We start from the raw sequence: 26,333 nt of genomic DNA, 5'->3' as shown, positions 1-26,333 counted from the left end.
CTGACCAGGAGTGACCATGGATAGCCAACACGTAGACGTGCTGATCGTAGGGGCTGGGCTCTCGGGCATCGGAGCCGCCCACGAGCTCCAAGAGCGCTGTCCCAGCAAGTCGCTGTTGCTGCTGGAGGCGCGCGACGTGATCGGCGGCACGTGGGACCTGTTCCGCTATCCCGGGGTGCGCTCCGACTCCGACATGTACACGCTGGGCTACCGCTTCCGACCGTGGACCGGCGCCAAGTCGCTCGCCGACGGGCCGTCCATCCTGCAGTACATCCGCGATACGGCGGCCGAGGCGGGCATCGACAAGAAGATCCGCTTCCACCACAAGGTGGTGCGCGCCGAGTGGTCCTCGGACGAGGGGCGCTGGACGGTGGACGCGGAGCGCACCGACACGGGCGAGGCCGTGCGCTTCACCGCGGGCTTCGTCTACAACTGCAGCGGCTACTACCGTTACGAGGCGGGCTACACACCGGACTTTCCCGGGATCGACCGCTTCGCGGGCCAGGTCATCCACCCACAGCACTGGCCCGAGTCGCTCGACTACTCCGGCAAGCGCGTGCTGGTCATCGGCAGCGGCGCGACGGCGGTCACGCTGGTGCCCTCGATGGCCGACGACGCCGCGCACGTCACCATGTTGCAGCGCTCGCCCACGTACGTGGTGACCGTCCCCGGTCAGGACCCCATCGCGACCACCATCCGGCGGTACCTCCCCGAGGAGGTGGCCTACCGCGTCACGCGCTGGAAGAACGTCCTGCTGAGCGCCTACATCTTCCAGTACAGCCAGCGTCGCCCGCAGCAGATGCGCGCTTTCATCCGCAAGATGCTCAAGCGCCAGCTGCCCGCGGACTTCGACGTCGATACGCACTTCAACCCCCGCTACAACCCGTGGGATCAGCGCCTGTGCGCCGTGCCCGACGGCGACCTGTTCAAGTCCATCAGCGCCGGCAAGGTGTCGGTGGTGACGGACACCATCGAGACGTTCACGGAGCACGGAGTGCGGCTGAGCTCGGGCCGCGAGCTCACGGCGGACATCGTCGTCACGGCCACGGGCTTCACGCTGCAGATGATGGGCGGGGCCCAGCTGGTGGTGGACGGCGAGCCCGTGCGGCTGTCCGAGCGGATGACCTACAAGGGCATGATGCTGAGCGACGTGCCGAACTCGGCGTTCACCATCGGCTACACCAACTCGTCCTGGACGCTGAAGGCGGACCTGGTCGCCGAGTATGTGTGTCGCGTGCTCAACCACATGGACGAGCACGGCTACGACGTGTGCGTGGCGCACAACGACGACCCGAGCGTGAAGCAGGCGCCCCTCTTGGACTTCGGCGCGGGCTACGTGCAGCGCTCGGTGGAGGAGCTCCCGACGCAGGGCTCGCGCTGGCCGTGGAAGTTGGGGATGAACTACCTGGTGGACGCGGTCACGCTGCGCCACGGCTCGGTGGACGACGGCGTGATGACCTTCTCGCGCACGCCGACCACTACTCGGTCCGCAGCGCGGCGACCGGGTCCAGGCGAGCGGCGCGACGCGCCGGGCCCACTCCGAACACCAGCCCGATCGTGACGGACACGCCGAGCGCGAGCACGATGCCATAGACGGGGATGATCGGCGGCCACTCACCCACCCGGGCAATTCCGAGGGCCATCAACACGCCGAGCAGCACGCCGACCAATCCGCCTGCGATCGAGACCACCACCGACTCGACGAGGAACTGCAGCAGGATGTCGCGGCGGCGTGCGCCCACGGCCATGCGCACGCCGATCTCCCGCGTCCGCTCGCGCACGGACACGAGCATGATGTTCATGATGCCGATGCCCCCGACCAGCAGCGACACGGCCGCGACGCTGCCGAGCAACCCCTTGAACACCGTGGTCACCTCGTCGAGCGTCGCCAACATCTCGGCCTGTGAGCGGACCGTGAAGTCGTCGTCCATGTCGTCGCTGAGGCGGTGACGGGCGCGTAGGACCTGGGTGATGCGCTCGACGAGACGCGGCGCGTCGTCCTCGTTCGCGATCTGGACGTTGATGCCGCTGAGCGACGTCTGTCCGAAGAGCGAGCTCTGGTGGGTGCTGAGCGGCACGAACACCTGGTCGTCCGGCGAGCTGAACCCGGTGTCGCCCTTGCGCGTGAGCACGCCCAAGACGCGGAACGTGATGCCGCGCAGCTGCACACGCTGTCCAAGCGGCGAGCGACCTTGGAAGAGCGCGTCCGCGACGTTGGCGCCCAGCACCACCACCCGTCGGCGCAGATCGACGTCGTCGGCCGACAACGAGAGGCCGCTGTCCACGGCCAGCCCGCGCACGCGGAAGTACGCGGGCGTGACACCGTAGATGGTGGCCGACATGTTCTCGCTCAGGTACTTCACCTGCGCGCTGCCCGCCGCTTCGGGCGAGACCCCCGTGACGCCCGGGAGGCGCGCGAGCGCTTCGGCGTCGCGCAGCGTGAGCGTGTCGACGGTGCCGCTGCGGACCGGACCGTTGGTGCGATAGCTCGGGCGCAGGTAGAGCAGGTTCGCGCCCAAGGCGCGGATCTGGTTCGCCACGTTCGCCTGCGCCCCCTCCCCGATGGCGAGCACCGCCACGACGGCCGCGACGCCGATCACCATCCCGAGGCCCGTGAGCGCGGTGCGCATGCGATTGCTCAGCAACGAGCGCAGCGCCGTCCGAACCGTCTCGCGTACGAGCATCAGTTCCCTCCCTTCGGCTCGGTGTGCGCGAGCTCGGCGCGACGGATGTCGTCCACCACGGCGGCGGCGGGCCCGTCGGCTTCGATCTGCCCGTCGCGCATGGCGAGGGCGCGCTTGAGCGTCGCCGCCACGCCGAGGTCGTGGGTGACCATGATGATCGTCGCGCCGTCCGCGTTGAGGGCCCCCAGCAGCTCGAGCACCTCGCTGCCCGTACGCGTGTCCAGCGCGCCAGTGGGCTCGTCACACAGCAGGATCGATGGGTCCGTGACGAGCGCTCGCGCGATGGCCACGCGTTGCTTCTGTCCGCCCGACAGCTCTGCGGGGACGTGATGGGCGCGTTCGGCGAGCGACACACGTTCGAGGGCGTGCAGCGCGCGACGCTTCGTGTCGCCGACCCCCGCATAGAGCAGCGGGAGCTCGACGTTCTCGGCGGCCGTCATGCGCGGCAGGAGGTTGAAGCTCTGGAACACGAAGCCGATGTGCCGGTTGCGGACCGCGGCGAGCTCGTCGCTCTTCATCGTGGACACGTCGCGGCCCTCGAGGCGGTACACGCCCGAGGATGGCTGGTCGAGGCACCCGAGCATGTTCAGCAGCGAACTCTTGCCGCAGCCCGAGGGGCCGAGGATGGCCACCGACTCCCCGCGCTCGATGGTGAACGAGATCGCGTCCACGGCCACGACGCGCAGCTCGGGGCGCTCGGGGTGGTAGACCTTGCTCAACGACTCGACCACGACGGGCGCAGCACTCATCGCCGCCTGCCGCCTCCGCCCATGAGCGGGTTGCGGCCGCGCGAGGGCGGGCTCCCTTCGGCCGGGCGCGGCTCGGTTGGGTCGGCCAAGATCTCGTCACCTTCGTCGAGCCCGCCCGTCACGACCACGTTGCTCCCGTCGGTTCCTCCGATGGTGATGTTGTGTGGGCTCCCGTCCGGTCGCAGCACGGTGTGCTCGTCTCCGTGGCTCCGCACGGCCGTCAGGGGGATGAGCAGCACCTGCTCCTGGCGATTGGTGATGATCTCCACGTTCGCGCTCATGCCCGAGCGGAGCTGCCCAGCTTCCCTGTCCGTGACGACGATCTCCACGTCGAATGTCACCACGTTGGACGCGTTCACTCCGAGCGGGCTCACACGGTGGACGCGCCCGGAGAACACCCGATTGCGGTAGGCGTCGACGCGGATCTCCACGTCCTGCCCGACGGCGACCGAGCCGATCTGGGCCTCGTCGATGGCGCCGATGACGCGCAGATCGGAGAGGTCGGCGAGCGTCATGATGGCGGAGCCGCCGCCCACGTTGGTGACGGCCGACGACACCATCGAGCCGCGCTCGACCGTCACGGACAGCACGGTCCCACTGATGGGCGCCACGAGCGTGGTGGCTTCTCGGCGCCGCTGCGCGTCAGCCACGCTCAACCGCGACGAAGCGAGCGCCGCTTGGGCGGCGGCCACCTGCGCGCGTCGCATCTCGACGTTGCGCCCGGCGACGTCTTGCTGATGCCCCGTGCTGCGCGCGCTCTCGGCCGAGACCAGCCCGAGCGACTGTCCGCGCGCGGACACGTCTCGAGAGATCGCCGCTTGCTGCGCCTCGGCCTCGGCGACCGCCAGCGCGGCGCGCGCTTCCCTCAGCTGGGCGATGGTACGCCGCTGCTCCGCACGGGATCCGTCGACGGCACGGTCCGTGTCGAAGGGGTCGAGCCGCACCAAGGGGGTCCCTGCCTCCACCACCTGGCCCTCCTCGACCAGCACCTCGACGACCTCGCCGCTCTCGCGCGAGCGGATCTCCACCTGCACGTCGGGGCGGATGTTGCCCGTCGCGCCGGCGTACTCCACGAGGTCTCCGCGGACGACGCGCACGGTCTCACGCTGACCCCGGGCGCTCGGGTCCTCACGGAAGCCGAAGTAGTAGACCGCTCCGGCGATGGCTCCGACGCCGACGAGGATGAGCAGGGCACGCTTCACGTGGGATCTCCGGGGGCATGCGGGGCGACGAGGGACATGAGTAGCTCGCCCGTGCGGTGCCGTAGTCGTAGCACGACGAGCACTTGGTCCAGGGTCGCGCGCTCTTGTTGCAGCAGCGCGTCACGGGCTTGCTGTTGAGCCTCGATCAGGGCGATGGGGGTCGTCTGACCGAGGGCCAGTCGCTCCCGTTCGGCCGCGGCCAGCTCCTCGGCGAGCACCCCCTGCGCGGCGGTCTGCTCGCGCCGCGCCTGTGCGGCGGCGAGCTCCGTGAAGAGCGTCGCGAGCTCCGTCTCGATGGCCTGCTCCTGCGCGCGAGCCCGAGCCTGGGCCGCGACGAGCTGGGCCCGCGCCTGCTGGTGTGCGCCCTCGGCCCGTCCACCGCCGACCGGCAGCTCCAGCTCCAGTCGCGCGGCGACCGAGAACGCGGGGCGCCCGTTCGGGAGCGCCAGGCCGTCCAGCATGTCCTCCGCCCAGATACCGGCCGCCGACGTCGTCAGCGTGAGGTCGAGCCGCGCTTGGTCTGCGTCGGCCGTACCTCGTAGCGCCTCCTGGGCCGCCTCCAGTTCGGCTTCGACGGCCAACCACTCGCTCGAGTGGGCGAGGGTGAGCGCCAGCGCGGTGGCGAGGTCGTTGTCGTAGGGGTCGAGCGCAGGGCTCGTCACCGCGACCAGCGCGCGCGCCTGTCCCGGGTCGAGCGCGAGCAGGCGCGCCAGCGTCAACGCGCGCGCGTCGCGTTGCTGCGTGGCGGTGACCAGCGCCGTCTGGACGTTGAGCTGCTCGGTCGCGAAGCGCAGCACGTCCGCGCGCGCGAGCGTGCCCAGCTCTTCTTGACGGCGGCGGGCTTCGTCGTGTTGCTGCGTGGCCAGCGTCAGCGCCTCCTCGCGGACGGCGAGCGCGCGCTGCGCGTACCACAGCTCCCAGTAGGCGGTCAGCACGTCGCGGGCGAGCTCGCTGGCGGCTTGGTCGTAGCGGTGACCCGCCTGGCGCTCGAGGGCCCGCGCACGCTCCAGGGACGCCCGCGTCGCGTCGCGACCTGCACCTCGCAGCAGCGGCTGGGTCGCCGTCAGCGCGAGCTGTCCGCGGTACACGGGTCCGATCGTCACCGCGGTCGTCGTGCCGGCCGTGAGGTTGACCGTCTGCCAGCTCATCGACGACGTGACCTCCGCGCTGACACGCGTGCCGATCGCCGTGGTGTGGGAGACGCCGACTCGCGCGTCGCCCCCATGGTCCTCGTTCAGCGCGGGTCCTTGGCTTGTGGCCGAAAAGCGCTCGTTGCGGCTCGCGCCGACGCTCGCGGTCACCGTCGGCCGCACCGCGTCCCGCTCGGCTTCGCGTCCGTAGCGGGCCGCGGCCGCGTCCCGCGCGGCGGCTTCCAGCGAGGGGTTCTGGCTCGCCGCCAACGAGAGCGCCTCCTCGGCTCGCAGCTCTTGGGCTGCACCCACGGCGGGCCACGCCGCGCCCACGGTCGCGCAGGCGGTGGCGGCCAAGGCGATGGCTCGGGCGACGGAACGAGCGTTGTCATGGACGAACGGCCGCGACGCGAGTGGCCTCTGCGCGCGGCCCGATGGGAGGCTGTTGGCGTGGGACATGACCCCCCTGTCTAGCACCTGGACGCGTCCACGTATTCCACAACCCGTTGAACGAATGCGGGCCAGTCCAGGGGGGTGTCGTTGTGCCCGCCATCGTCCGCCACGAGGGGGCCCCCGGTGATCCGCGCCAGCGCCTCCGCGTTCTCGAACGGGATCAGCTCGTCGCGGCGGCCGTGGACGTGTAGGGCGCGCGCGGGCTTCCTGCGCAGGACCTCGACGCTGTCGAAGCGGTCTGCCACGAAGCGTGCAGGCAACCGGAACAGGCGCCCCGCCAGCTCGGTGACGCTCGTGAAGGTGCTCATCAAGACGAGGACACAGGCGTCTCGCTCGGCGAACACCTGACACACGGCGCCACCTCCGAGCGAGCGGCCCATCAGGACGCAGGCAGCCGGGTCCACCGTGGGGTGCGCGCGCATCCGGTCGTAGAGCCGGACGAAGTCGCCTCGTACGGTGGCCTCGCTCGCGCGACCCGCGCTCCGGCCGTAGCCGCGGTACTCGGCGAGCAGCACGTGGAAGCCGCGCTCGCGGAACGCCTGCATGGGCAGGGGCCAGTCGTCGATGAGCTCGCCGTTGCCATGCGCGAAGAAGATGGCGGGGCGCCGGCCTTCGCCCGTGAGCGCGGGGAGCCAGAAGGCTTCGACGGCTCCCTCTTCCGTGGGCAGCCACCAACGCTCGAGGCCCGGAACGTCGTCGCCGGCGTGGGGCTGGGGGACGCGATCGTGCGCCGGGAAGAGCAGGGCGCGTTGCAAGCGGGCAAGCACGGTCGGCCTACGTGCTCCGCGGGGGCGTGGGCTCGGGCCCTCCCGTACGCGTGGGCAGACTCGCGAGGAAGCGCTCGGTGAGCTCGGCCACGCGCGATGGGTGCTCGGTTGGTAGGCTGTGGCCTGCACCGGGCAGGGTCTCGAGCTGAGCCCCTGGGATGTGCTCGTGGAGGAAGCGTGCGTACTTCAGTGGCGTGAGGATGTCGTTCTCACCTACCACGATCAGCGTCGGGAGGGTCAGCTCGTGGATGCGGTCCATGCGGTCGAACGCGTTGGCCGCCCGCCAGTCGGCCAGGGCGCTCGGGCGTGGCGCGCGGCGAGACTGCTCGAGCCCACGCGCGAAGGAAGCGCTGGCGCCTGGCGCCTGCGTGGCGTTCGTGTCCTCGGCGCCGTCCGCCGCCTCGAGCGCGGCGAGGATGCTCGGATGGACGCGCAGCCGGGCACCCGTGGACACCAGCACGAGGGCCTCGAGCCCTCGAGGCGGGTCCAGCGCGTACTCGACGGCGACGGCCCCGCCCATGGAGTGGCCGAGCATCACGTGCGGCCGGTCGAGGTCGCCGAGCGCCGCACGCACCGCGTCGCGCACCGCCTCGGCCAGCGCCGCGACCGTGTCACGTGGCAGGCCCTCGTTCCCTTCGCGACCCGGGTAGGCGAGCGCTCGCGCGTCGGCGCACCCCGCTGCCCGGAGCGCGTTGGCCAGCGCGCCCATGGAGCCGGCATCACCACCCGCGCCGTGACACAGGAAGACGGTCGCGTCGACGGCGCGTGTGCTCACAGCGACTCGGCCCGCTCCTGGAACTTCTGCATCAGCTCTGGCAGCTGCGCCTCGGCGAAGGCCTGCTGGATCTCCGGCGCGATCGGCAGCGAGGTGACCAGCTCCGCGCGGTAGTGCGCGACGGTCTCGCCGTCGTCCGTCTCGGTCAGGCGCCACGCGCCCTCGTTCACGGTGAGGTCCGGGGAGGCGTGAAGCGTCCAGGACACCGTGAGCGCGTCGCGGTCGATGGTGTAGTCCACCGTGTACTCGGTCTTCACGTCCAGCCCGGCGAAGGCCACGGCGACGGAAAAGCGCGCTCGCATGGCGGTGTCGGACGAGGAGAGCACCTCGACCTCCTTCACCTCGGGCAAAAAGCGCGGGTACTGCTTGACGTCCAGCACCACGTCCAGGAACTCGGAGGGGCTGACGAAGGTCTCGATGGTGGTCTCGCTGATGGGCATCCCTGGCTCGTACTGCGGCAACCGCCCGGCGCGCAATCGGATTCCGACCTGCCACATTTTCGCCACGACTTCTCCCGGGACATGCCTCGGTGGGTCCCGGTCGCCGCCACACCGCGCCCGCACGATGACGGCATGACACGAGCAATGGCTGGAGGTTCGCGATGAAGCGGTTTGGTTCGATCCTGGCGATCTGGGTGGGGTGCGCGTTCGCGTGGATGGTGCTGGGGTCCACGCTGACGGTGCGCTCGGGCGAGATGTCCTCGTCGCTGCTGAGCGAGGTGCACCGACTGTGGGGTCCCGAGGGCGTCCAGCGCGCGCCTACCGCGGCGTTCACGCGGACGGGCTACACGGAGGAGATTCAGACGACCACCGTCGACGGAGAGACCCGCCAGACCTCGACGCAGCGCGTGACCGAGGAGCGCGTGGAGGTCCCGCTGGTGCAGTCCCACCTGCGGGCTCAGCTGGAGCTCGAGCAGCGTCAGAAGGGGCTCAACTGGTTCCCCACCTACGACATCACGTTCCGCGGGCTGTACCGCTTCGTGAACCCCAGCGAAGACCGGCAGAGCTTGCAGGTGGTCATCCCGCTCATGGCCGACAACGTGGGCTACGACAACTTCACCGTGCGGCGCGCGGGCGGGGCCGAGATCCCGTTCGACATCACGCCCGACGCCGCGCTGGTGGTGCAGGAGCTCGCGGGCGGCGAAGACCTGGCGATCGAGGTGTCCTACCGCACGCGGGGGACCAGCTCGTGGACCTACCACATGGCCCAGGGCAACGGGCGCGTACGCGACTTCGTGCTGGAGGTCGACACGGACTTCGCGCAGGTGGACTTCCCGCCGGGCTCCCTCTCGCCCAGCGAGCACCAACGCAGCGGCAGCGGCTGGCACGGGGAGTGGCGCTTCGACTCGCTCATCTCCAGCGCACCCGTCGCGCTGCAGCTGCCCGAGGAGCTGAACCCGGGGCCGCTCGCGTCGCGCATCACGTTCTTCGCGCCCGTGTCGCTGCTGTTCTTCTTCTTCGTGCTGGCCGTGCTCGCAACGGTGCAGCGCAAGGCGCTTCACCCCATGCACTACTTCATGATCGGCTGCGCGTTCTTCGCGTTCCACTTGCTGTTCGCCTACCTGGTGGACCACGTGCCCGTCACGGCGTCGTTCGCGCTGAGCGCGCTCGTCTCGGTGTTGCTCGTGGTGTCCTATGCGCGGCTCTTCGTGGGGTGGCGCTTCGCGCTGCGCGAGATCGGGGTGAGCCAGGTGCTGTACCTGGTGCTGTTCAGCTACAGCTTCTTCTGGGATGGGTTCACCGGACTCGCCATCACGTTGGGCGCCATCGCGACCCTGTTCGTCATGATGCAGGTGACTGGTCGCCTGGACTGGGCCGAGCTCACGGGCGCGAAGCCCGAGGGAGATGCGCAGCCCCCATCGTGGGCGGACCCGACGGGCAACGCAGCGCACGGCGACCTGCCTGCTTCGGCGGCCGTGAGCGGAGCGAAGCCGGTGAGCTTCTAGCCTAGCTGGCTCTCGAAGCGGCCTGCGTGAGCGACCGCGTGAGCGTCAGCTGGACGCGGCCTGGCTGTCGCGGTCGGACACCACGGAGTTCCGACCGCCACGCTTGGCCTGGTAGAGCGCGCCGTCCGCCACGTCCAACAGCGTCTCCACGGTGGCGTAGGCGGGGGGGACGGTGGCGATGCCGAAGCTGGCCGTCACCCGCAGCGGTCCGTCGCCGTTCGCACCCGGGACGCCCAGGTCCAGGCGTGCGACGGCCGCGCGACAACGTTCTGCCACCACGCGCGCCTCCGCATCCCCGAAGCCGGGCAACACCAGCAGGAATTCCTCGCCGCCGAACCGTCCCAGCGCATCGTCCCGGCGCAGGCTCTCTTGGAGTGTGCTGGCCACGCGGCGCAGCACTTCGTCGCCGATGAGGTGCCCGTGGTCGTCGTTCACGCGCTTGAAGAAGTCGATGTCCACCAGCACGACCGACAGGGGCCGCTTCTCGCTCGCCCGCGCGAAGGCTCGGTCCAGCACGTCCATGACGTGTCCGCGGTTGTAGATGCCCGTCAGCGCGTCCGTCTGCGCGGCGCGTTCGAGGCGCCGCTCACGGTAGCGCCAGCTGGCCACGATCATGCCGAGGAAGGGAAACACGATGATCGACAACGCGAGCGTGGCGACGCTGGAGCGAAGCAGCCAGTCGGGGTCCAAGCCGCGTCCCGCGGTGGACGAGAGGTAGAGGGGCTCGAAGGGGAGCAGCCCCGTGTGGCTGAAGTAGCCGATCAGCAGCAAGCCGACTCCGTAGCAGGCGAGGCCGAGGGCGAGCACGCCGCGTTCGAAGAAGAGCATCCCGGTCGTGACGCCGGCCAACAGGGCGAAGCCGCTCGGGGCGCTGAAGGGGCCCGTGACGTAGCTGAAGAAGGAGATGTTGACGGCGTAGTACACCGCCGTCACGTGCGTCAGCAGCGGGCGTGGACTCTGGTCGCGTGCGCGCACCAAGCGCACCGTGGGGAAGAGCATGAGGGGCCACACGGCGAGGATCCCCAGGGACCACGGCGCCGCCGCGCGCACCGAGCCCAGCAGGGACTCGTCGAAGAACGGCCAGCCGTCCAGCGTGACCGCCGTCAGCCCATACACACCCGCGGCGACGCACATGAGCGCCTGAACCACGAAACACTTCGTCGCGTCGCTGAGGTGCATGCTCGAGCCGGTGTGCTCGGCCATGCGGTCCAGCAGCGGGCGCTTCTCCGGAGGAGCGAGGGCGATGGCGCCCGACCACGACTGGAGGCCATCCCCCGACGAGAGCAGCGAGCGCCTCTCGCCGCTCCGATGCACGGCGCGTTCCCGTACGTCACTCGCCTGCGCGTCACTCGCGAGCCCGGCACGCAAAGCAGCGTCGCGCGCCTCGGGGTCGTGGGTCGGCGGGGAGGACGGAGACATTCCAAACACTAGAGTGTATCCTCGGCGCTCTCTTTGGAACGGCTCTTTCGCTGTCTCGAGCGATATCCGCAGATAGAGCGCCCAGCCCGGCAGTCCCCCCATGAGCGTCGAACGAAGGCCCATCGCCAGCATCAGCTGGCACCTCCGACGCATGCTGTTGATCGGCGGCGCGTGGTTCGGCGTGTTGGGAGCGTTGTACCTCCTCACCCCTCCTCTCGAGCCCGGGCTGCCCATCGCGCTCGTGAACTTCGGCGTCGCGTTGGCCTGCTTCGTCGTCACGTACTTGGACGTGCGTCTCGACGGTCGCTGGGCCTTCCCGCTGACGTTCGCGGCCGCGACTTGCGTATCCGCGGCGCCGCTCTCCGTGGTGGGCTTCAGCGGGGACCCGGACCAGAGCGTGGTGATCGTGATCAGCATGGTGGCGGGCGCGGGCATCATCCCGAGCGCGCTCGCGTCGACGTACTTCACGTTGCTGTTGGGGCTCGGGTGGCTCGTGCTGCGGCCCGCCATGCTCCCCGCGCAGGGCTCGCACTGGCTCATCAACGTGGCCGTCGCAGGTGGCGCGTCGGTGGTCATCGCGCTCACGCGAGAGCGGTTCGTCCGCACCATCGTCGCGCTGGCGCAGCAAGGCGACGAGGCGCGTGAGATGCTGGTGGCTCAAACACACGAGATCGCCGACGCGCGCGACGCAGCCCTCGAGTCGGCGCGCGCCAAGGGCCGCTTCCTGGCCAACATGAGCCACGAGATCCGGACGCCGCTCAACGGCATCGTGGGCATGCTCTCGCTGCTCCGTCGCACGCGACTGTCCACCGAGCAGGCCGAGTTCGTGAGCGAAGTGGTGCGCTCGAGCGAGCTGCTGATGGCCATCGTCAACGACATCCTCGACGTGTCGAAGATCGAGGCAGGGGCCGTGGAGCTCGAGCTGGTGGCCTTCGACATCGCGCAGCTCATCGAGGAGGTGGCGTCGGCGCACGCTGCGACGGCGCTGCACCGCGGCATCGAGCTGATCGCCGACGTCGACGCGAACCTCCCGAAGCAAGTGGTGGGGGACCCGCTGCGCGTGCGGCAAGTCATCACCAATTTGGTGTCGAACGCCATCAAGTTCACGTCCGACGGCGAGGTCGTGCTGACGGTGCAGCTGGTCGACAGCCCACGCGACGGCGTGGTGCGTCTGCGCCTCGCCGTCACGGACACGGGTGTGGGGATCGCGGCCGACAAGCTGCTGACCATCTTCAACCCGTTCTCACAGGCCGACACGTCCACCACGCGCCGCTTCGGTGGAACGGGCCTCGGGCTGTCCATCTGTCGTCAGCTCGTCGAGCTGATGGGCAGCGAGCTCGAGGTGAGCAGCATGCTCGGTCAGGGCAGCTCGTTCAGCTTCGCGCTGGAGCTGGAGAAGGAAGACCTGCTCACGACGCGCGGGCTGACGGTCAACGCGCGCCTCTGGCATGCCCACGTGCTGGTGATGGACGCGTCCGAGCGCATGCGCCTCACGCTCAAGTCTCAGCTCGGGGCGTGGGGCGTCGAGTCCGTGCTCACGCAGTCTCCCGCCGACGCGGTGCAGGCGGTGCGGGGACGGGCCCAGGCGAACGAGCCGAGCATCGACGTGGCCATCGTGGACGTCGCCAGCCTGGGGCAGCCTGCGGCGAGGGCGGCGCAGGAGCTCGGGGCCGTCCTCGCGCCGCTGGGCTGCGTGATGGTGGCCATGGGCGCCTCGCTCGGCGAGCTCCGCCAACAGCTCGAAGAGTGCGGCTTCGTGGCCGAATTGCCCAAGCCCATCCACCGCAATCGCCTGCTGGACGCGCTGAACACGGCCCTGGCGGCCGAGCCCATCGTGCCCGTGGTGGGCGCGCCTCCGTCCGAGCGGCCGCGCAGTCCTTCGCTGAGCGAAGGTGGCCACGAGGTGTCGCTCAACGGGCGCACGGTGCTCGTGGTCGAGGACAACGAGACCAACCAACGGGTCGCGGTGGCGCAGCTGCGCGCGCTGGGCTTCGCCTCGGTGGTCGTCGGGGACGGGGCGGAGGCGCTCAGGCTGTTGCGCGATTCGGAGCACGGCTTCTGGTGCGTCTTGATGGACGGACAGATGCCCGTCATGGACGGCTATGAAGCGACCGCCGAAGTGCGCGCGCTCGAGCAGCGCTCGGGGCGCGAGCGCCTGCCGATCATCGCGCTCACGGCCAACGCCATGCCGGGCGACCGCGAGAAGGCGCTCGACGCGGGCATGGACGCCTACTTGGCGAAGCCCTTCACGCTCGACCAGCTCGAGGCAGCGCTGCAAATCGGCTGCGCCTCGGCCCCGGGTTCGTTACCATCCCGCATGGCGACGGACAGCCCCGAGTGGCGTGAGACGCTGGACATGGCGGTGGTCGAGCAGCTGAAGGCGCTGGAAGAGGTGAGCCCTGGCTTCTTTGCCCAGGTGGTCGAGACGTACCTGGGCACCAGCGACGAGAACGTCCGCGACCTGTTGGCTGCGTCTACCGCGGGGGACCTGCACACCGTCCAGCGTCGCGCGCACGCGCTGGTTGGCAGCAGCCGGCAGGTCGGCGCCATGCACGTGGGGCAGCTGTGCGCGACCATCGAGCACGCGGCGGCGTTGGACGACGTCGCCCACGAGCTCGCGGAGCTCTCCGACGCGGTGCACCAAGCGCAGCAGGCGCTGCTCGCCGTCGTGCGCGCGGGCGCGTAGGGCTCAGCCTTCGGCCGCTCGCGGCATGATCGCGTCGAAGCGGTCGCCAGACACGTCGACGAAGACGCCCTCCGCGCTGGCCGTGCGCTTGTCCCCAGCCAGGATCTGGCCCTTGAGCTTGAAGCGCCGCCCCGTGTGTTCGGCGATCCATCCCTCGCAGCGCAGCGTGACGCCGAGCGGGGTGGGCGCGTGGTAGCGGACGTTCAGCGTGGCCGTCACCACCGATACCCCGGTGGAGATGGCCGCGTGCCCCAGCACCTCGTCCAGGAGCGTGGCGACGACGCCGCCATGCACCAAGCCGGGGGCGCCACCGTGCGCGGGTCCGAGGGAGATCTCACCGACCACGCGCTCACCCTCGCGCCGCAACACGAGCGGTCCGGCCACGGGGTTGCTGCGGCCCAGCATGGCTCCTTGGTCGACGAAGCGCTCGGGGTGCTGCCTGTAGTGGCCCTCTCGATACGCGTCCCGCGCGCGAATGCGCGGGTGCCCTGCGAGCGTCGCGCTCACGGCGCGCACGGCCTCCGTCACGCTGGCTAGCGTGTCGGCGTCTGCTCGCGTCTCGATGCAGTCGGCGATCAGGGCGCGCACGGCGCTCGCGAGCTCTCGCTGCGCCGCCCAGTCGGGGCTGCTGGCGTGCTCGGGGGGCTTCATCCACTGCGGATCGGTCGGCATGCCGGGGAGCATGACCCAAATCGCCCAGCGCGCTCGGAGGCGCGCCCCGCGCGGGCTCGCCCGTTGCGTTCAGGCGCGCGGGTGGAGCGCGGTGGTGTGACGCGAACGCGGCGGTTCGTCCTCGACTGGCGACGGGCACGCGAGGGTGCCAGACCAGCCCCCTCGATGCGCTACCCCAACCTGATCTTCGACCTCGACGACACCCTGATCGACTCCTTCGGTCAGTACGTCGCCGCGCACCAGCGCGTGGCGGCCGAGCTCTCCCTGCGCGTGCCCTCGCGAGACGAGCTGGTGGTCTACCTCTCGACCTGGGAGGAGACCCTGCAGCGCCTCTGGCCAGGCGTGGATCCTGCCCCGTTCATGGCACGCTACCTCACGCTGGTGACGCAGTACCCGTACCCCGCGGTGCCGGGCGTGCGGGCTACCCTCGCGAAGCTGCGCGAGCTGGGGCATCACCTGACCATCGTCACCAAGCGTTCGCGGCGGCACCTGGCGCTGCGGATGGAGCAGGCCGAGCTCCCCATGGCGCTCTTCGATGGCATCTTCGCCGTGGAGGACCAGCCCGCCCCCAAGCCGGACCCGCGCTGCTTCGAGCCCGTGTGGGAGCTGCTGGGCGAGGCGCGGCCCGAGCGTTGCCTCTACGTGGGCGACCGCCTCGACGATCAGCGCGCGGCTGCAGGCGCTGGCATCACGTTCGTCGCCGTCGGGACGGGCCCAGAGGGGCTCGCCGTGTTCGACGGACACGTGCCGAAGAGCCACCAGCTCGACAGCGCCGCGCAGCTCGATGCGTGGCTCTCACGCTGACTTGTTTCTTTTGCCAACCCGTTGTTGCTTGTTCTCGTCACAACGGGTCGAATACTCGCGCCATGGCAAAGCCCCGCTCCCCGCAACCCCTCAGCCGTCGAGGCTTCCTCCAACGCAGCGCTGCCGGCACCGGTGCGCTCCTCCTCGGCCCCTCGCTGCTCGGCTCGAGCGTGAGCGGCTGTGGCGGAGACGGGGATGTGCCCGTGCCGACACCTGCCGCGGGCGACCTCACGCGCCACGGCGCGCTCCAGCCCGCCAACGAGTTCGGCATGCGTATGCCCGCGGGGTTCACGGGGCGGGTGATCGCCACGTCGGGGCAGCCCGTGATCGCCGGCGAGGACTACATGTGGCACCCGTTCCCGGACGGAGGCGCCACGTTCGAGACGACCGACCAAGGCTACATCTACGTCTCGAACAGCGAGTTCCCCATCATCCGCGGGCGCTCGGGCGTGGGCGCCATCCGCTTCGACCGCAACGGCAACATCCTCGACGCTTATCCCATCCTGACCGGCTCCACGTGGAACTGCTCGGGCGGCCCGACGCCGTGGGGCACGTGGCTGTCTGGCGAGGAGCACGCCGAGGGCGTGGTGTGGGAGTGCGACCCGACCGGCGAGCGCGCCGGGGTCGAGCTCACGGCGCTGGGCGTCTTCTATCACGAGGCCGTGGCCGTGGACCCCGTGCGCATGCGCCTGTACCTGACGGAAGACCGCCCAGACGGGCGCTTCTACCGCTTCACGCCCGACGCGCTGGACGACAACGGCAACCCCATCCTCACGGCCGGCACCCTCGAGGTCATGCAGGTGACCGCGGGCGAGACGGGGGCCGTCACGTGGTCCGCCGTGATCGACCCCAGCGCCGAGACCACGCCGACCCGCGAGCAGGTGCCCGAGAGCACCGCCTTCGACGGGGGCGAGGGCGTCTGGTACTTCGACGACGAGGTCTACTTCACGACCAAGGGCGACGACCGCATCTGGGCACACCACGTGGTCGACGACACGCTGCGCATCGTCTACGACGCGGGCACGGTGGCCGATCCCATCCTGCAAGGGGTGGACTTCATCCTGGCCACCACGGGTGGTGACCTGCTCGTGGCCGAGGACGGCGACGACATGCAGGTGGTGGCCGTCTCGCCCAGCGGCGAGGTCGTGCCCCTCGTGCAGCTGGAAGGGCACGACACGTCGGAGATCACCGGGCTCGCCTTCGACCCCACGCTGCGCAGGCTGTACTTCAGCTCGCAGCGTGGCGTGAACGGCGCGGGGACGGGCGTGACCTACGAGGTCACCGGGCCGTTCTTCGGCCCGCTCGGCTGAGCCTCAGCCGGCGGGGACCGCGGGGCCCGGTCCGGGCCCCGTCGCGCGTCGCGGGCTCACGGGGTCGCGTTGCAGAGCGCGCCGCTCAGCAGGTCGCGCCGGCACAGGTCCAAGCAGACCTCCCCCGTCAGGTAGCCGAGCCGGCACAGGCTGGCCTTCTCATCGTCCCCCATGTCTGTGACCGGCACCTCGTCCGACTGCGCGCGCCCTTCGGCGGCCCAGCGGCGACGCTCGGCCATCAGCGTGCGCAGCCCCGCGATCTCCTCCGCGCTGTCCGCGTCGGCGGCGCGGTCGTGCTGCTCGGTCGGGTCGTCGTCCACGTGGAACAGCTCCGTGGTGGGCAGGCCGCGGGGGTTGCCCTCGTTGGCCGTGATCAGCTTGCGCTCGGTCATGCCGCTGCGCACGCGGATGCTCTCGAGGATGTTCTCGGCGTGGCTCTCCTCCGCGTAGACGCGGTCCGTGCCCAGGAACAGGTCACCGCCCTGCACGCCCTCGGGCACGTCGAGGCCCTGCGCGCGCAGCAGCGTGGGCATGATGTCGATGCTCTGCACCCAGTGGCGCAGCACGGTGCCGCCGCGGCTGTTGCGCGGCAGCTTCACCATGAGGGGCACGCGCAGCTGCTCGTCGTAGAGCGTGTCGCCGTGCCAGAAGCCGCCGTGCTCACCGAACTCCTCGCCGTGGTCGGACGTGACGATGATGGTCATGTCGTCGTACAGACCGCGCCGCTGCAGCTCGGCCACCAGCGCGCCGAAGTGGCTGTCCCAGTAGGTGATCTCGCCGTCGTACAGGCGGCGCAGGGCCTCGGCCTCCTCCGGGCGCGGGTTCTGATGCGCTGCGCGTGAGTACCCGCTGCCCGAGTAGGGGTGCGAGAAGTACGGGTCATGCGGGTCCATGTACCCTGCGAACAGCAGCCAGGGGCGGTCCGAGGGCGCGCGCTCCAGCCAGGCGAAGAGCTCGCGGTTGACGGTCTCGGCGTCCTGGTAGTCGGCGCCTGGGGCCACCACGTTGAGCATGCCATTGAACTTCTCGCGCACGCGTCGCACCACCTGCAGCACCAGCAGCTTGCTGGAGTCGGCGTCGGCACCCAGCACGAAGTCGGGCTCGAGGAAGCGGTACTCGTCGAAGCCCTGCCCGAAGTTGAAGCGCGGCTCCACGTTGAAGTTGGTCACGAAGCCACCGGTGACGAAGCCGCGCGCGCTCATGGCCTCGGCCATGGTGGTGACCTCCTCCGGGAGGCGCGAGCCCTTGCCCATGACCGTGTGGCTGCTGGGCATGCGGCCCGACATGATCGAGGCGAAGCTGGGGCGCGTCCAGCTGGCGTTCGAGAACGCCTGGTCGAAGCGCACGGCGTCCGCCGCGAAGGCGTCCAGGTGGGGCGTGCTGCCGCGCTGGTAGCCCCAGGCGGGCAGGTGGTCGGCGCGCAGGGTGTCCACCACGATGACAAGCACGTTGCCGGCGTCGGCCGGGGGCGTGGCGCGGTTCTGGTGGTCCGACGCGATGGCGGGCTTGCCCACCGCGAAGGTGATGCCCATCAGGAGCGCGACGAGGCCGACGAACAACCCGAGCGAGCCGCGGATGCCCAGCACGGGCGTGGCCACCTGCTTCTTCAGGAGGAAGCGCAGGCTGGCGCTCAGCACCACGTACAGCACGAGGCCGAACAGCGCGGCGCTGCCGAGCAGCAGGAGCCCCTCCTTGCTCTTGTAGGCGATCTCCTCGTCGTACACGTCACGGCGCACCAGGAACGCGCTCAGCACGAAGCCGAAGAGCCCCACGATGGCGCCGCAGTAGCGCGCGTAGGCGTCGGCCTCGGGCATGGCCTCGCGACGCATCATGCGGCTGACGTGCGCCATGACGAACCCGCCCACGGCGCCCAGGAGCGAGCACAGCACGGCGTAGCTGACGGCGCCGTACACGATGGCGTTCAGGCCCGTGGGGACGGCGCTGGTGGCCACGATGACGCTGCCCTCGGCGAGCCCGATCAGCACGCCGGCCAGCAGGCCCGCGCCGAAGCCCAGGATGAGGCCGCGCTTGGGGACCGACCAGCGGCTCTCGTCCACGCCCGTCTCCGCGTAGAACTGCTCCTCGCGCTCCGACTCGTCGACGGTGATGTCGGCGCGGACCCCGCCCTTGCGCAGCAAGAACGCGAGACCACCCCACGCCGACACGAACATCTCGCAGGCGAAGCCCACGGTGGGGATGAGCACCGCCACGGCCAGCGGCAGGCCGATGGCGGGCGAGGTGTAGAGCGCGACGGCGGCGGTCTCGCGCAGGCCCATGCCGTTGATGGAGGCGGGGATGAGCGTGGCGAGGATCTGCAGCGAGGACGCGAAGAACACTTGCCCCACGCTGAGCTCGACGCCGAGGGCGCGCGCGGCGCACACGTAGATGAGGTTGTTGAACGCATGCACACCCACACCGAGCGCGGCGGCCTGGGCGACGAGCAGCCCCTTGCCCTGGTAGGCGCAGACCGCGTCGATCAGCGTGTGGATGCGCGCCTGGACGTTGCCGGGCAGGACCCCGCTGACGGTGCGGAAGAGCCGCGGGCGCGCGAGGAACGTGATGCCGATGGTGATGATGGTGACGAACGCCGCGTTGATCAGCAGCACGCCGTTCATGCCGATGAACTCGGCGCCGAACACGCTCGCCATCATCACCACCACACCGAACGCGAGCTGACCCAGGATCATCTCCACGCCGATGACGGCCGCGGCGCGCGCGGTCTTGTCGGTGCGCTCGGCGATGTCGAAGATGCGCCAGCCGCCAAAGCCGGTGAAGCCGCCTGGCGTGAACGCGCCCCAGAAGCGCGCGATCATGATGGAGCTGCCCAGGAAGCGCCACGGAGCGTGGATGCCCTGACCCACGAGGAGACGCTGCCACCGGACCGTCGCGAAGCCGATCGCCGTGAGCTGCATGCACACGGCCGCCACCACCCAGCGCCAATCCAGGTTGGCGAGGCGGGCGCTCAAGTCCTCGGCCCCGTCACGCGCCAGCACCTTGCCGAAGATTACGTAGAGCATGGCGCCGGTGAACGCGAGCTTGAGCGCCAACAGCGTCAGCTTCTTCGCGCGCCCTTTCCCCGCCGCCTGCGGCTCGTCGCTCGCGCCCTCGGCCCGGGCGCTCGTGTCTGCTGGGGTGCCCGTCGCGGCCACCTGGTCGTGCTGTTGTTCCGTCATGGATCCTCGTGTTGGCCCGCAGCATTCGCCCTGCCACGGGACCCCCTCCGGTATCGAGCCGGCAGTCTGGGGTCAAATTCTCGGCGGGGCACCCCGACGGCGTCTGCGGGCGGTTGGCGGGAACTTGCCTCGCCGCTCGCGCGTTGGTAGCTGCACCCCCGAACCTCGGAGATTGGCGCATGCAACGCTTTCGGCACGGATCCTTGTTCCCCCTGACCCGCACCGCCCGGACCGCTCGGCCGTCCGCGCTGAGCGCTGCGCTCCTGCTGCTCGCGGTCCCCTGCGTCGGATGCGGCGGAGGCGAGACGCCCGAGACGACGGGGGCGACCGCGCCTGTGGTGGACGAGCCCACGACGGCCGTGACCGATCCCAACCCACCACCCGCTGTGCCCGCAGATCCGCTGGCGCTGCCCGCCGACCTGCCCAACGGCCTCCTGCTGGTCTACAGCGACTTCGCCGAGGACGACAACGGCAGCTTCACCGTCCCGCAGCCCGCCCGCATGGAGATCCTCACGCGCCGCAACGGCGAGTGGACCACCGAGGTGGTCACCGACCGTGACAGCAACGTCTTCCACAAGGCCATGCCCTTCACGCCGGCCGTGGGCGCGCCCGGCATTCTCACGGCCGGTGGCAGCGGCGCGTTCGTGCGCCTGTGGCGCCGCACGGCGGAGGGCTTCACCCCGGAGACCCTCTGGACCGAGTCCTTCGGCGGGCGCTTCGACCGCATGCGCGACATCGAGGTGGGTGACCTGTACGGCAACGGCCGCCCCGCCATCGCGGTGGCCACGCATGATCAGGGCGTGTTCGCCGTGCTGCGCCAGAGCGAGCAGGGGGCGTGGGACGTGGACCGCATGGACCAGCGCGCCGACACCTTCGTGCACGAGGTGGAGATCGGCGACCTGAACCACGACGGCAAGCTCGAGGTCTACACCACGCCCAGCGAGCCCAACCGCCTGGATGGCGGCGCTCAGCACGGCGAGGTGCTGCGCTACATCCCGCAGGACGGTCGCGGCAGCCGCACCGTCGTGGCGGACCTCGGCAACCGTCACGCCAAGGAGATCTGGGTGGGCGACGTGGACGGCGACGGCACCGACGAGCTGTACGTGGCGGTCGAGGCCCTCACGCGCATGAACGAGGGCCGCCTCGAGACCGTGGAGCCCGTCGAGATCCGCCGCTACGACGCCAACACCCCCCCCGACGCGCGCGTCGTGGTGGCGACGCTCGAGGACACGCAGTGTCGCTTCCTCACGGTGGGCGACTTCGACGGCGACGGAAAGCGCGAGATGGTGGCCGCGGCCATGCGCTCCGGCCTGTGGCTGCTGCGCCCCGGCAGCGATCCGCGCGGCGAGTGGTCCGTGGAGCGCATCGACCAGGAGTCGGGAGGCTTCGAGCACGCCTCCACCGTGGCCGACCTCGACGGCGACGGGCGCGACGAGCTCTACGTCGCAGCGGACAACCAGGGCGAGCTGCGCCGCTATGTGTGGGTCAACAACCGCCCGCGGCGCCAGATGATCCACAGCCGCGCCGAGCCCCGCCAGCGCATGACCTGGAACATCACCGCCGTGCCCGTGTCGTTGTTGAGCGCACCATGACCCCCCGCGCGCGCCGGTAGACAGCGCGCGCGAGACGGTCTACCCCGGGGACATGGACCACGTCGTCACGTCCCCGCGCGCGCCCTTCACCACGGCCGATGGCCTGCTGGAGGTGCACCAGATCCCCGCCGCCCGCGACAACCTCGTGTGGCTGCTGCGCCCGACGGGCGGTGACGAGGTGGCGGCGGTGGACGGGCCGGACGCCAGCGCCGTGCTCGCCTACTGCGAGGCCCGTGGCCTGCGGCTGACGACCATCCTCAACACGCACACGCATGGGGACCACATCGGGATCAACCGCGACCTCGCGAAGCGCGGGTTGCTCGACCAGATGCGCGTGGTGGGCGCGGCAGCGACGCGTGACGCCATCCCCGGGCTGACCGAGGCGGTGAGCGAGGGCGACACGGTGCGCCTGGGCGACGCGACGGCCCGCGTGCTGCTGACCGAGGGGCACATCGACGGGCACGTGAGCTACGTGTTCTCGGACGCGCTGTTCTGCGGCGACACGCTCTTCGCGGGGGGGTGTGGCTACCTGTTCGACGGGCCCCCGGCCAAGATGCACGCGTCACTCGGGCGCCTGGGGCAGCTGCCGGAGGGCACGCGCGTGTGCTGTGCCCACGAGTACACCGAGGACAACCTGCGCTTCGCGTTCTCGGTGGAGCCCGACAACGCCGCGCTGGCCGACCGCATCCGCGCGGTGTGGGCGCTGCGGGCGCGGGGGGAGTGCGCCGTGCCGTCCACGGTAGGCGAGGAGCTGCGCACCAACCCGTTCCTCCGGCACCACAGCGCGACCCTGCGCGCGCGCGTGGCAGAGGCCCTGCCGGAGCAGCCACGCGACACGGATGAGCAGGTCTTCGCGGCAACGCGCCTGCTGAAGAACAAGGGGGCCTACAAGGCCGCGGGGGACACGGGCCTGCCGCTCTGAGCGCGCGACGACCCGTGCGCGTCAGGGCGTCGGCGGTGGCGCGTTGAGGCCGCCGCGCACCGTGCGCGCGTAGACCTGGTTGCGCGACACGCCACGCCGCAGCTGGGCGCGCGCCGCGATCAGCTCCGCGTCCACGCGCGTCTGGAACACGCTCAACGGCTGCGCACCGCGCAGGAGCTTGCCGTTCACGAAGATGCTTGGGGTGCCCGTCGCGCCGAGCTGCTGCGCGAGCGCCTGGTCCGCGTCGATGGTCGCGGCGTGGGTGTGGTTGTCGAGCGCCTGGCGGAAGCGCGCCATGTCGAGCCCCAGCTGCTGCGCGTAGCTCTCGAGATCCGCGCGCGTCAGCGCTCGCTGGTTGTCGAACAGCAGGTCGTGGTAGCGGAAGAACATGTCGTCGCCCCCCTGCGCGAACGCCTCGGCCGCGGCCTCGGCGGCCAGCCGAGCGTGCGTGTGGAACGGCAAGGGATTGTGGCGCAGCACCACCCGCAGGTCGCGGCCATACTGCTGCACGAGGGAGTCCAGCGTGGGGCGCAGGCGGCTGCAGAAGGGGCACTCGAAGTCCGTGAAGACCACCAGCGTGACCAAGGCGTCGTTGCGCCCCCGCACGGGCTGCGCGCTGGTGACCGGAACGTTGTAGACCAGGTTCGGGTCGACCGTGTTCCGCGCCCCCGGTGTCGGGGCGGGCTCTGGCGGCGCGGTGCGCCCATCACGGATCAGGCGCGCGTACACCTGTCGCCGCGAGGTGCCAGCGCGCACGGCCGCGCGCGCCTCGGCCAGGCCACGGTCGACGAGCTCGACGAAGGCCGCCTCGGGCTGCGCCCCGACCAGGTGGCGTCCGTTGACGAAGAAGTTGGGGGTGCCACGCACGCCCAGCGCGGCGCCCGCCGAGACGTCCGCCTCCACGCGCGCGCGATGTGTCTCGCGATCCAACGCGCGGTTGAAGCGCGTCATGTCGAGCCCCAGCTGCCGTGCATACCCCTCGAGGTCCGGCCGATCCAGCGCGCGCTGGTTCGCGAAGAGCAGGTCGTGCATGGCCCAGAAGCCGGCGTCGCCGCGCTGTACGTAGGCCTCCACGGCCGCTTGAGCGGCGGGCATGGCGTTCTGGTGGAAGGGCAGCGGCGTGTGACGGAACACCACACGCAGGTCCGCGCCGTAGCGCTGCTCGAGCGCGCTCAGGGTGGGGTTCACGCGCGCGCAGAACGGGCACTGGAAGTCGCTGAAGACCACGATGGTGACCAGCGCGTCGGCTGCGCCACGTATGGGCTGGTCGCGCCCCACTGGCACGCGGTACACGTCGTCGTCCGTCGGCGCCGCGTCAGCGGTTGGTGGAGGCGCTGGGCTCTCCGCTGCGGCCGCCATCGCCAGTCGGTAGATGTCCTGGCGTGTCGCCCCGCGCGAGAGCGCCTCGTTGGCGAGCGCCAGCTCCGCATCGATCAGCTGCGTGAAGGCCGCGAGCGGCTGCGCACCCGAGAGGCGCATGCCGTTCACGAAGAAGGTGGGGGAGCCCGTGGCGCCCACCCGCGTCGCAGCCGCCTCGTCCGCCGCGATCACGGCGTCGTGACGCCCGTCCGTGAGCGCGGCGCGGAAGCGAACCTCGTCCAGCCCGAGCTCCCGTGCGTGCGTCACCAGCGACTCGACGTCCAGCGCCGACTGAGAGCCCAACAGACGATCGTGCATGGCCCAGAACCACGTGGGGCCTCCCTGCGCCAGCGCCTCTTGGAGGGCGCGGGCCGCGTCCCGCGAGTGCGCGTGCATGTCCAGTGGGCGGTGCCGGAACACCACGCGCAGGTCGCTGCCGTAGCGCGTCTCCAGCTCGGCCAGCGTCGGCTGGGCGCGGGCGATGAAGGGGTCTTCCAGCTCGGCGAAGACGACCAGCGTGATGGGCGCGTCTGCCGGGCCGCGCGACGCTGTGCTCGAGGCGTCGACGCGCAGTCGCCCCTGCGCGTGGCTCTCGTAGACCTCGCTCGGGGTGCGCGGCGCGGCTCGCCTGGCGAGGGCGCTCGGCCCACCCAGCGAGGTCGACAGCGCCAGCAGGGTGGCGAGAGACACGACGACGCGCCCAGGACGCGCCCTCGCGAGCCCCGGACGCCTACGCGTGTCCTCCGAGACGTCGGCGTCCCTCGCGGGCGTGGCCTCCGCCGGGCTCACGACGGCTCCCGCGCGCACGACAGCCCCCGCGCTCATGACAGCCCCCGGGCCACGGTCTTGGCCGCGTAGGTGAGGATGCCGTCCGCGCCCGCACGCTTGAACGCCATCAGGCTCTCCAGCATCACCTTCTCGGTGTCGAGGAAGCCCAGCTGCCCCGCCGCGGCCAGCATCGCGTACTCCCCGCTCACTTGATACGCGTAGGTGGGCACCGCGAAGCGCTCCTTCACGCGCCGCACGATGTCCAGATACGGCATGCCGGGCTTCACCATGACCATGTCCGCGCCCTCCTCGAGGTCGAGCGCCACCTCGCGCAGCGCCTCGTCGCCGTTGGCGGGGTCCATCTGGTAGGTGCGCTTGTCGGCGCTGCCCAGGTTCTTGGCCGAGCCCACCGCGTCACGGAAGGGGCCATAGAAGGCGCTCGCGTACTTGGCCGCGTAGCTGAGGATCAGCGCGTCGTGGTGCCCCGCCTGCTCGAGCGCCGCGCGGATGGCCCCGATTCGCCCGTCTTGCATGTCCGATGGGGCGAGCACGTCGCAGCCCGCCGCGGCCTGCACCAGCGACTGCTTGCACAGTGCCTCGACCGTCAGGTCGTTGACCACGTAGCCGTCGCGCACGATGCCGTCCTGCCCGTGGGTGGTGAACGGGTCGAGGGCCACGTCGCAGATGATGCCGAGCTCGGGCACCGCGGCCTTCACGGCGCGCACGGCCCGGCACACCAGGTTGTCGGGGTCGAACGCGTGCTCCCCGTCCGGGGTCTTGTGCGCCGCGTCGATGACGGGGAACACCGCGATGGCCGGGATGCCCAGCGCGTGCGCGTCGCGCGCCTCGCCCACCAGCGCTTCGATGGAGAGCCGCTCCACGCCGGGCATGGAGGGGATGGCCACGCGCTCCGGGCCGTCGCCCGGGTCGTGCACGAAGACGGGCCAGATGAGGTCGGCGGCGGTCAGCGTGTGTTCGCGCACCAAGCGGCGGGACCACTCGTGGCGGCGGGTGCGGCGCGGGCGTGTGTGCGGGTACTGGGGCATGGATTCAGTGCTTTCCGACGAAGTGGAACAGGCGGTCGAGCACGCCGGGGGCGAGCTGGTTGAGGCGCCGCGTGAGGTGGCTGCCGAGGTCCACCAGGAGCAGGTCCTGGTCGCGCTCGAGGCCACGCAGGGCGCTGTCGACGATCTCCTCGGCGCTGAACATGCGCGAGAGCTTGTACACGGGGGGCACCTGCGCGAGGTTGCGCACCATGGGCGTGTCGCCCGGCGGGGGGCACAGCACGCGCACGTCGATGGGCTGGTCACGCAGCTCCACGCGCAGCGCCTCCGCGAACCCGACCACCGCGAACTTGCTGGCGCAGTAGCCGGCCAGCTGCGGGAAGCCGCGCAGGCCCGAGATGCTGGCGACCAGCAGCAGCGTCGCGCGCCCGCCCCGCGCGGCGGCCTCCTCGAGGTGCGGGAGCAGCGCCTGGGTCACGTACACGGTGCCCAGGTAGTTGATGTCCATCATCAGCTCGTAGTCAGCGGGTGACACGTCCGCCGCGGACCCCACGCGCAGCACGCCGGCGCAGTTGGCCAGGTGCCCGAGCGGTCCCACGGCGTCGCGCGCGCGCTGGGCCGCGGCGGCGAGACCGGCGGCGTCGCGCACGTCCACCACGTCGGTGTACACGTCTCCGCCGAGCTCCTGGGCGGCCCGCGTGAGCGCCTCGCCGTCGAGGTCCCACAGCACCAGCCGCTCGCCCCGCTGCGCCAGCCTGCGCGCGAACTCGCGGCCGAAGCCGCTGGCGCCGCCGGTGATGACCCACGCGCCCGCGCAGCGCGCGCGCTTCTCTCTGCTGCTTGCCATGGGCGCACTCTATCAGCGTGACCCGCGGACGCGCACCCGGAGGCGTCGCGGTCAGGCGCCCCGCTCGGACGC

The 26,333-nt window shown here is 70.9% G+C and carries 20 protein-coding genes; 7 read left to right on the top strand and 13 right to left on the bottom strand.

The genetic code is table 11. The features are described 5' to 3' along the window. Nucleotides 1–16: 16 nt before the first annotated feature. The gene (locus H6726_28810; protein ID MCB9661682.1) at nt 17–1,561 is read left to right on the top strand and encodes an NAD(P)/FAD-dependent oxidoreductase; all 1,545 of its coding nucleotides are present in this window, start codon (nt 17–19) and stop codon (nt 1,559–1,561) included. Here H6726_28810 and H6726_28805 read toward each other — a convergent pair. From H6726_28805 to H6726_28775, 7 genes are read right to left on the bottom strand one after another with little or no spacing between them, the layout of a single operon-like run. Next, the gene (locus H6726_28805; GenBank protein MCB9661681.1) at nt 1,479–2,684 is read right to left on the bottom strand and encodes an ABC transporter permease; all 1,206 of its coding nucleotides are present in this window, start codon (nt 2,682–2,684) and stop codon (nt 1,479–1,481) included. The genes H6726_28810 and H6726_28805 overlap by 83 nt on opposite strands. Continuing rightward, nucleotides 2,684–3,433 (bottom strand): ABC transporter ATP-binding protein, encoded by a 750-nt coding sequence (locus H6726_28800; protein MCB9661680.1) that lies wholly within the window; start codon nt 3,431–3,433, stop codon nt 2,684–2,686. The genes H6726_28805 and H6726_28800 overlap by 1 nt, the downstream gene beginning before the upstream one ends. Next, on the bottom strand, nt 3,430–4,635 hold the full coding sequence (locus H6726_28795; GenBank protein ID MCB9661679.1) for an efflux RND transporter periplasmic adaptor subunit: 1,206 nt from the start codon (nt 4,633–4,635) through the stop codon (nt 3,430–3,432). The genes H6726_28800 and H6726_28795 overlap by 4 nt, the downstream gene beginning before the upstream one ends. Then, the gene (locus tag H6726_28790) at nt 4,632–6,224 is read right to left on the bottom strand and encodes a TolC family protein (GenBank protein ID MCB9661678.1); all 1,593 of its coding nucleotides are present in this window, start codon (nt 6,222–6,224) and stop codon (nt 4,632–4,634) included. The genes H6726_28795 and H6726_28790 overlap by 4 nt, the downstream gene beginning before the upstream one ends. An 11-nt stretch (nt 6,225–6,235) precedes the next feature. Next, nucleotides 6,236–6,985, bottom strand: coding sequence for an alpha/beta hydrolase (locus tag H6726_28785; GenBank protein ID MCB9661677.1), 750 nt, complete (start codon nt 6,983–6,985; stop codon nt 6,236–6,238). Between the two features lie 7 nt (nt 6,986–6,992). After that, entirely contained in the window at nt 6,993–7,760 is a 768-nt protein-coding gene (locus H6726_28780; protein ID MCB9661676.1) for an alpha/beta hydrolase, read from the bottom strand. Continuing rightward, a complete protein-coding gene (locus tag H6726_28775; GenBank protein ID MCB9661675.1) occupies nt 7,757–8,200 on the bottom strand; it encodes an SRPBCC family protein in 444 nt (147 codons plus the stop codon). The genes H6726_28780 and H6726_28775 overlap by 4 nt, the downstream gene beginning before the upstream one ends. A 161-nt stretch (nt 8,201–8,361) precedes the next feature. Between H6726_28775 and H6726_28770 the strand changes: the two genes are divergently transcribed. Next, a complete protein-coding gene (locus tag H6726_28770; GenBank protein ID MCB9661674.1) occupies nt 8,362–9,705 on the top strand; it encodes an inner membrane CreD family protein in 1,344 nt (447 codons plus the stop codon). Between the two features lie 45 nt (nt 9,706–9,750). On the opposite strand, the gene H6726_28765 is transcribed toward H6726_28770, so the two are convergent. Next, entirely contained in the window at nt 9,751–11,124 is a 1,374-nt protein-coding gene (locus tag H6726_28765; GenBank protein MCB9661673.1) for a GGDEF domain-containing protein, read from the bottom strand. Between the two features lie 100 nt (nt 11,125–11,224). Here H6726_28765 and H6726_28760 point away from each other — a divergent pair, with 100 nt between their 5' ends. Beyond that, nucleotides 11,225–13,810 carry a response regulator gene (locus H6726_28760; GenBank protein ID MCB9661672.1) on the top strand — a complete coding sequence of 862 codons (2,586 nt, stop codon included), beginning with the start codon at nt 11,225–11,227 and terminating at the stop codon, nt 13,808–13,810. A gap of 3 nt (nt 13,811–13,813) precedes the next feature. Here the strand turns inward: H6726_28760 and H6726_28755 are convergent, their stop codons facing one another. Further along, nucleotides 13,814–14,482 (bottom strand): PaaI family thioesterase, encoded by a 669-nt coding sequence (locus tag H6726_28755; protein MCB9661671.1) that lies wholly within the window; start codon nt 14,480–14,482, stop codon nt 13,814–13,816. A 165-nt stretch (nt 14,483–14,647) separates the two neighbouring features. Between H6726_28755 and H6726_28750 the strand changes: the two genes are divergently transcribed. Further along, entirely contained in the window at nt 14,648–15,286 is a 639-nt protein-coding gene (locus tag H6726_28750; GenBank protein ID MCB9661670.1) for an HAD-IA family hydrolase, read from the top strand. A 62-nt stretch (nt 15,287–15,348) separates the two neighbouring features. Then, the gene (locus tag H6726_28745; protein MCB9661669.1) at nt 15,349–16,596 is read left to right on the top strand and encodes a DUF839 domain-containing protein; all 1,248 of its coding nucleotides are present in this window, start codon (nt 15,349–15,351) and stop codon (nt 16,594–16,596) included. Nucleotides 16,597–16,652: 56 nt separating this feature from the next. On the opposite strand, the gene H6726_28740 is transcribed toward H6726_28745, so the two are convergent. Beyond that, nucleotides 16,653–19,769, bottom strand: a complete 3,117-nt coding sequence (locus H6726_28740) for a sulfatase-like hydrolase/transferase (GenBank protein MCB9661668.1) — start codon at nt 19,767–19,769, stop codon at nt 16,653–16,655. A gap of 179 nt (nt 19,770–19,948) precedes the next feature. Between H6726_28740 and H6726_28735 the strand changes: the two genes are divergently transcribed. After that, complete coding sequence (locus H6726_28735; protein ID MCB9661667.1) at nt 19,949–21,361, top strand: VCBS repeat-containing protein; 1,413 nt, start codon at nt 19,949–19,951, stop codon at nt 21,359–21,361. A gap of 52 nt (nt 21,362–21,413) precedes the next feature. Next, nucleotides 21,414–22,283: a hydroxyacylglutathione hydrolase gene (gene gloB / locus H6726_28730; protein ID MCB9661666.1), complete on the top strand. Its 870-nt coding sequence runs from the start codon at nt 21,414–21,416 to the stop codon at nt 22,281–22,283. 21 nt (nt 22,284–22,304) lie between these two features. Here gloB and H6726_28725 read toward each other — a convergent pair whose 3' ends face one another. The 3 genes from H6726_28725 to H6726_28715 are packed head-to-tail and all read right to left on the bottom strand — an operon-like array spanning nt 22,305 to nt 26,261. Continuing rightward, nucleotides 22,305–24,467: a thioredoxin domain-containing protein gene (locus H6726_28725; protein ID MCB9661665.1), complete on the bottom strand. Its 2,163-nt coding sequence runs from the start codon at nt 24,465–24,467 to the stop codon at nt 22,305–22,307. Beyond that, a complete protein-coding gene (hemB, locus tag H6726_28720; protein ID MCB9661664.1) occupies nt 24,464–25,456 on the bottom strand; it encodes a porphobilinogen synthase in 993 nt (330 codons plus the stop codon). The genes H6726_28725 and hemB overlap by 4 nt, the downstream gene beginning before the upstream one ends. A gap of 4 nt (nt 25,457–25,460) precedes the next feature. Continuing rightward, on the bottom strand, nt 25,461–26,261 hold the full coding sequence (locus tag H6726_28715; GenBank protein MCB9661663.1) for an SDR family oxidoreductase: 801 nt from the start codon (nt 26,259–26,261) through the stop codon (nt 25,461–25,463). Nucleotides 26,262–26,333 lie beyond the last annotated feature (72 nt).

Source organism: Sandaracinaceae bacterium, from assembly GCA_020633055.1.
Lineage (GTDB): Bacteria > Myxococcota_A > Polyangia > Polyangiales > Houyiibacteriaceae > JADJJE01.
The sequence above is the reverse complement of the archived record's forward strand: the minus strand, read 5'-3'. Positions and strand labels throughout refer to the sequence as shown.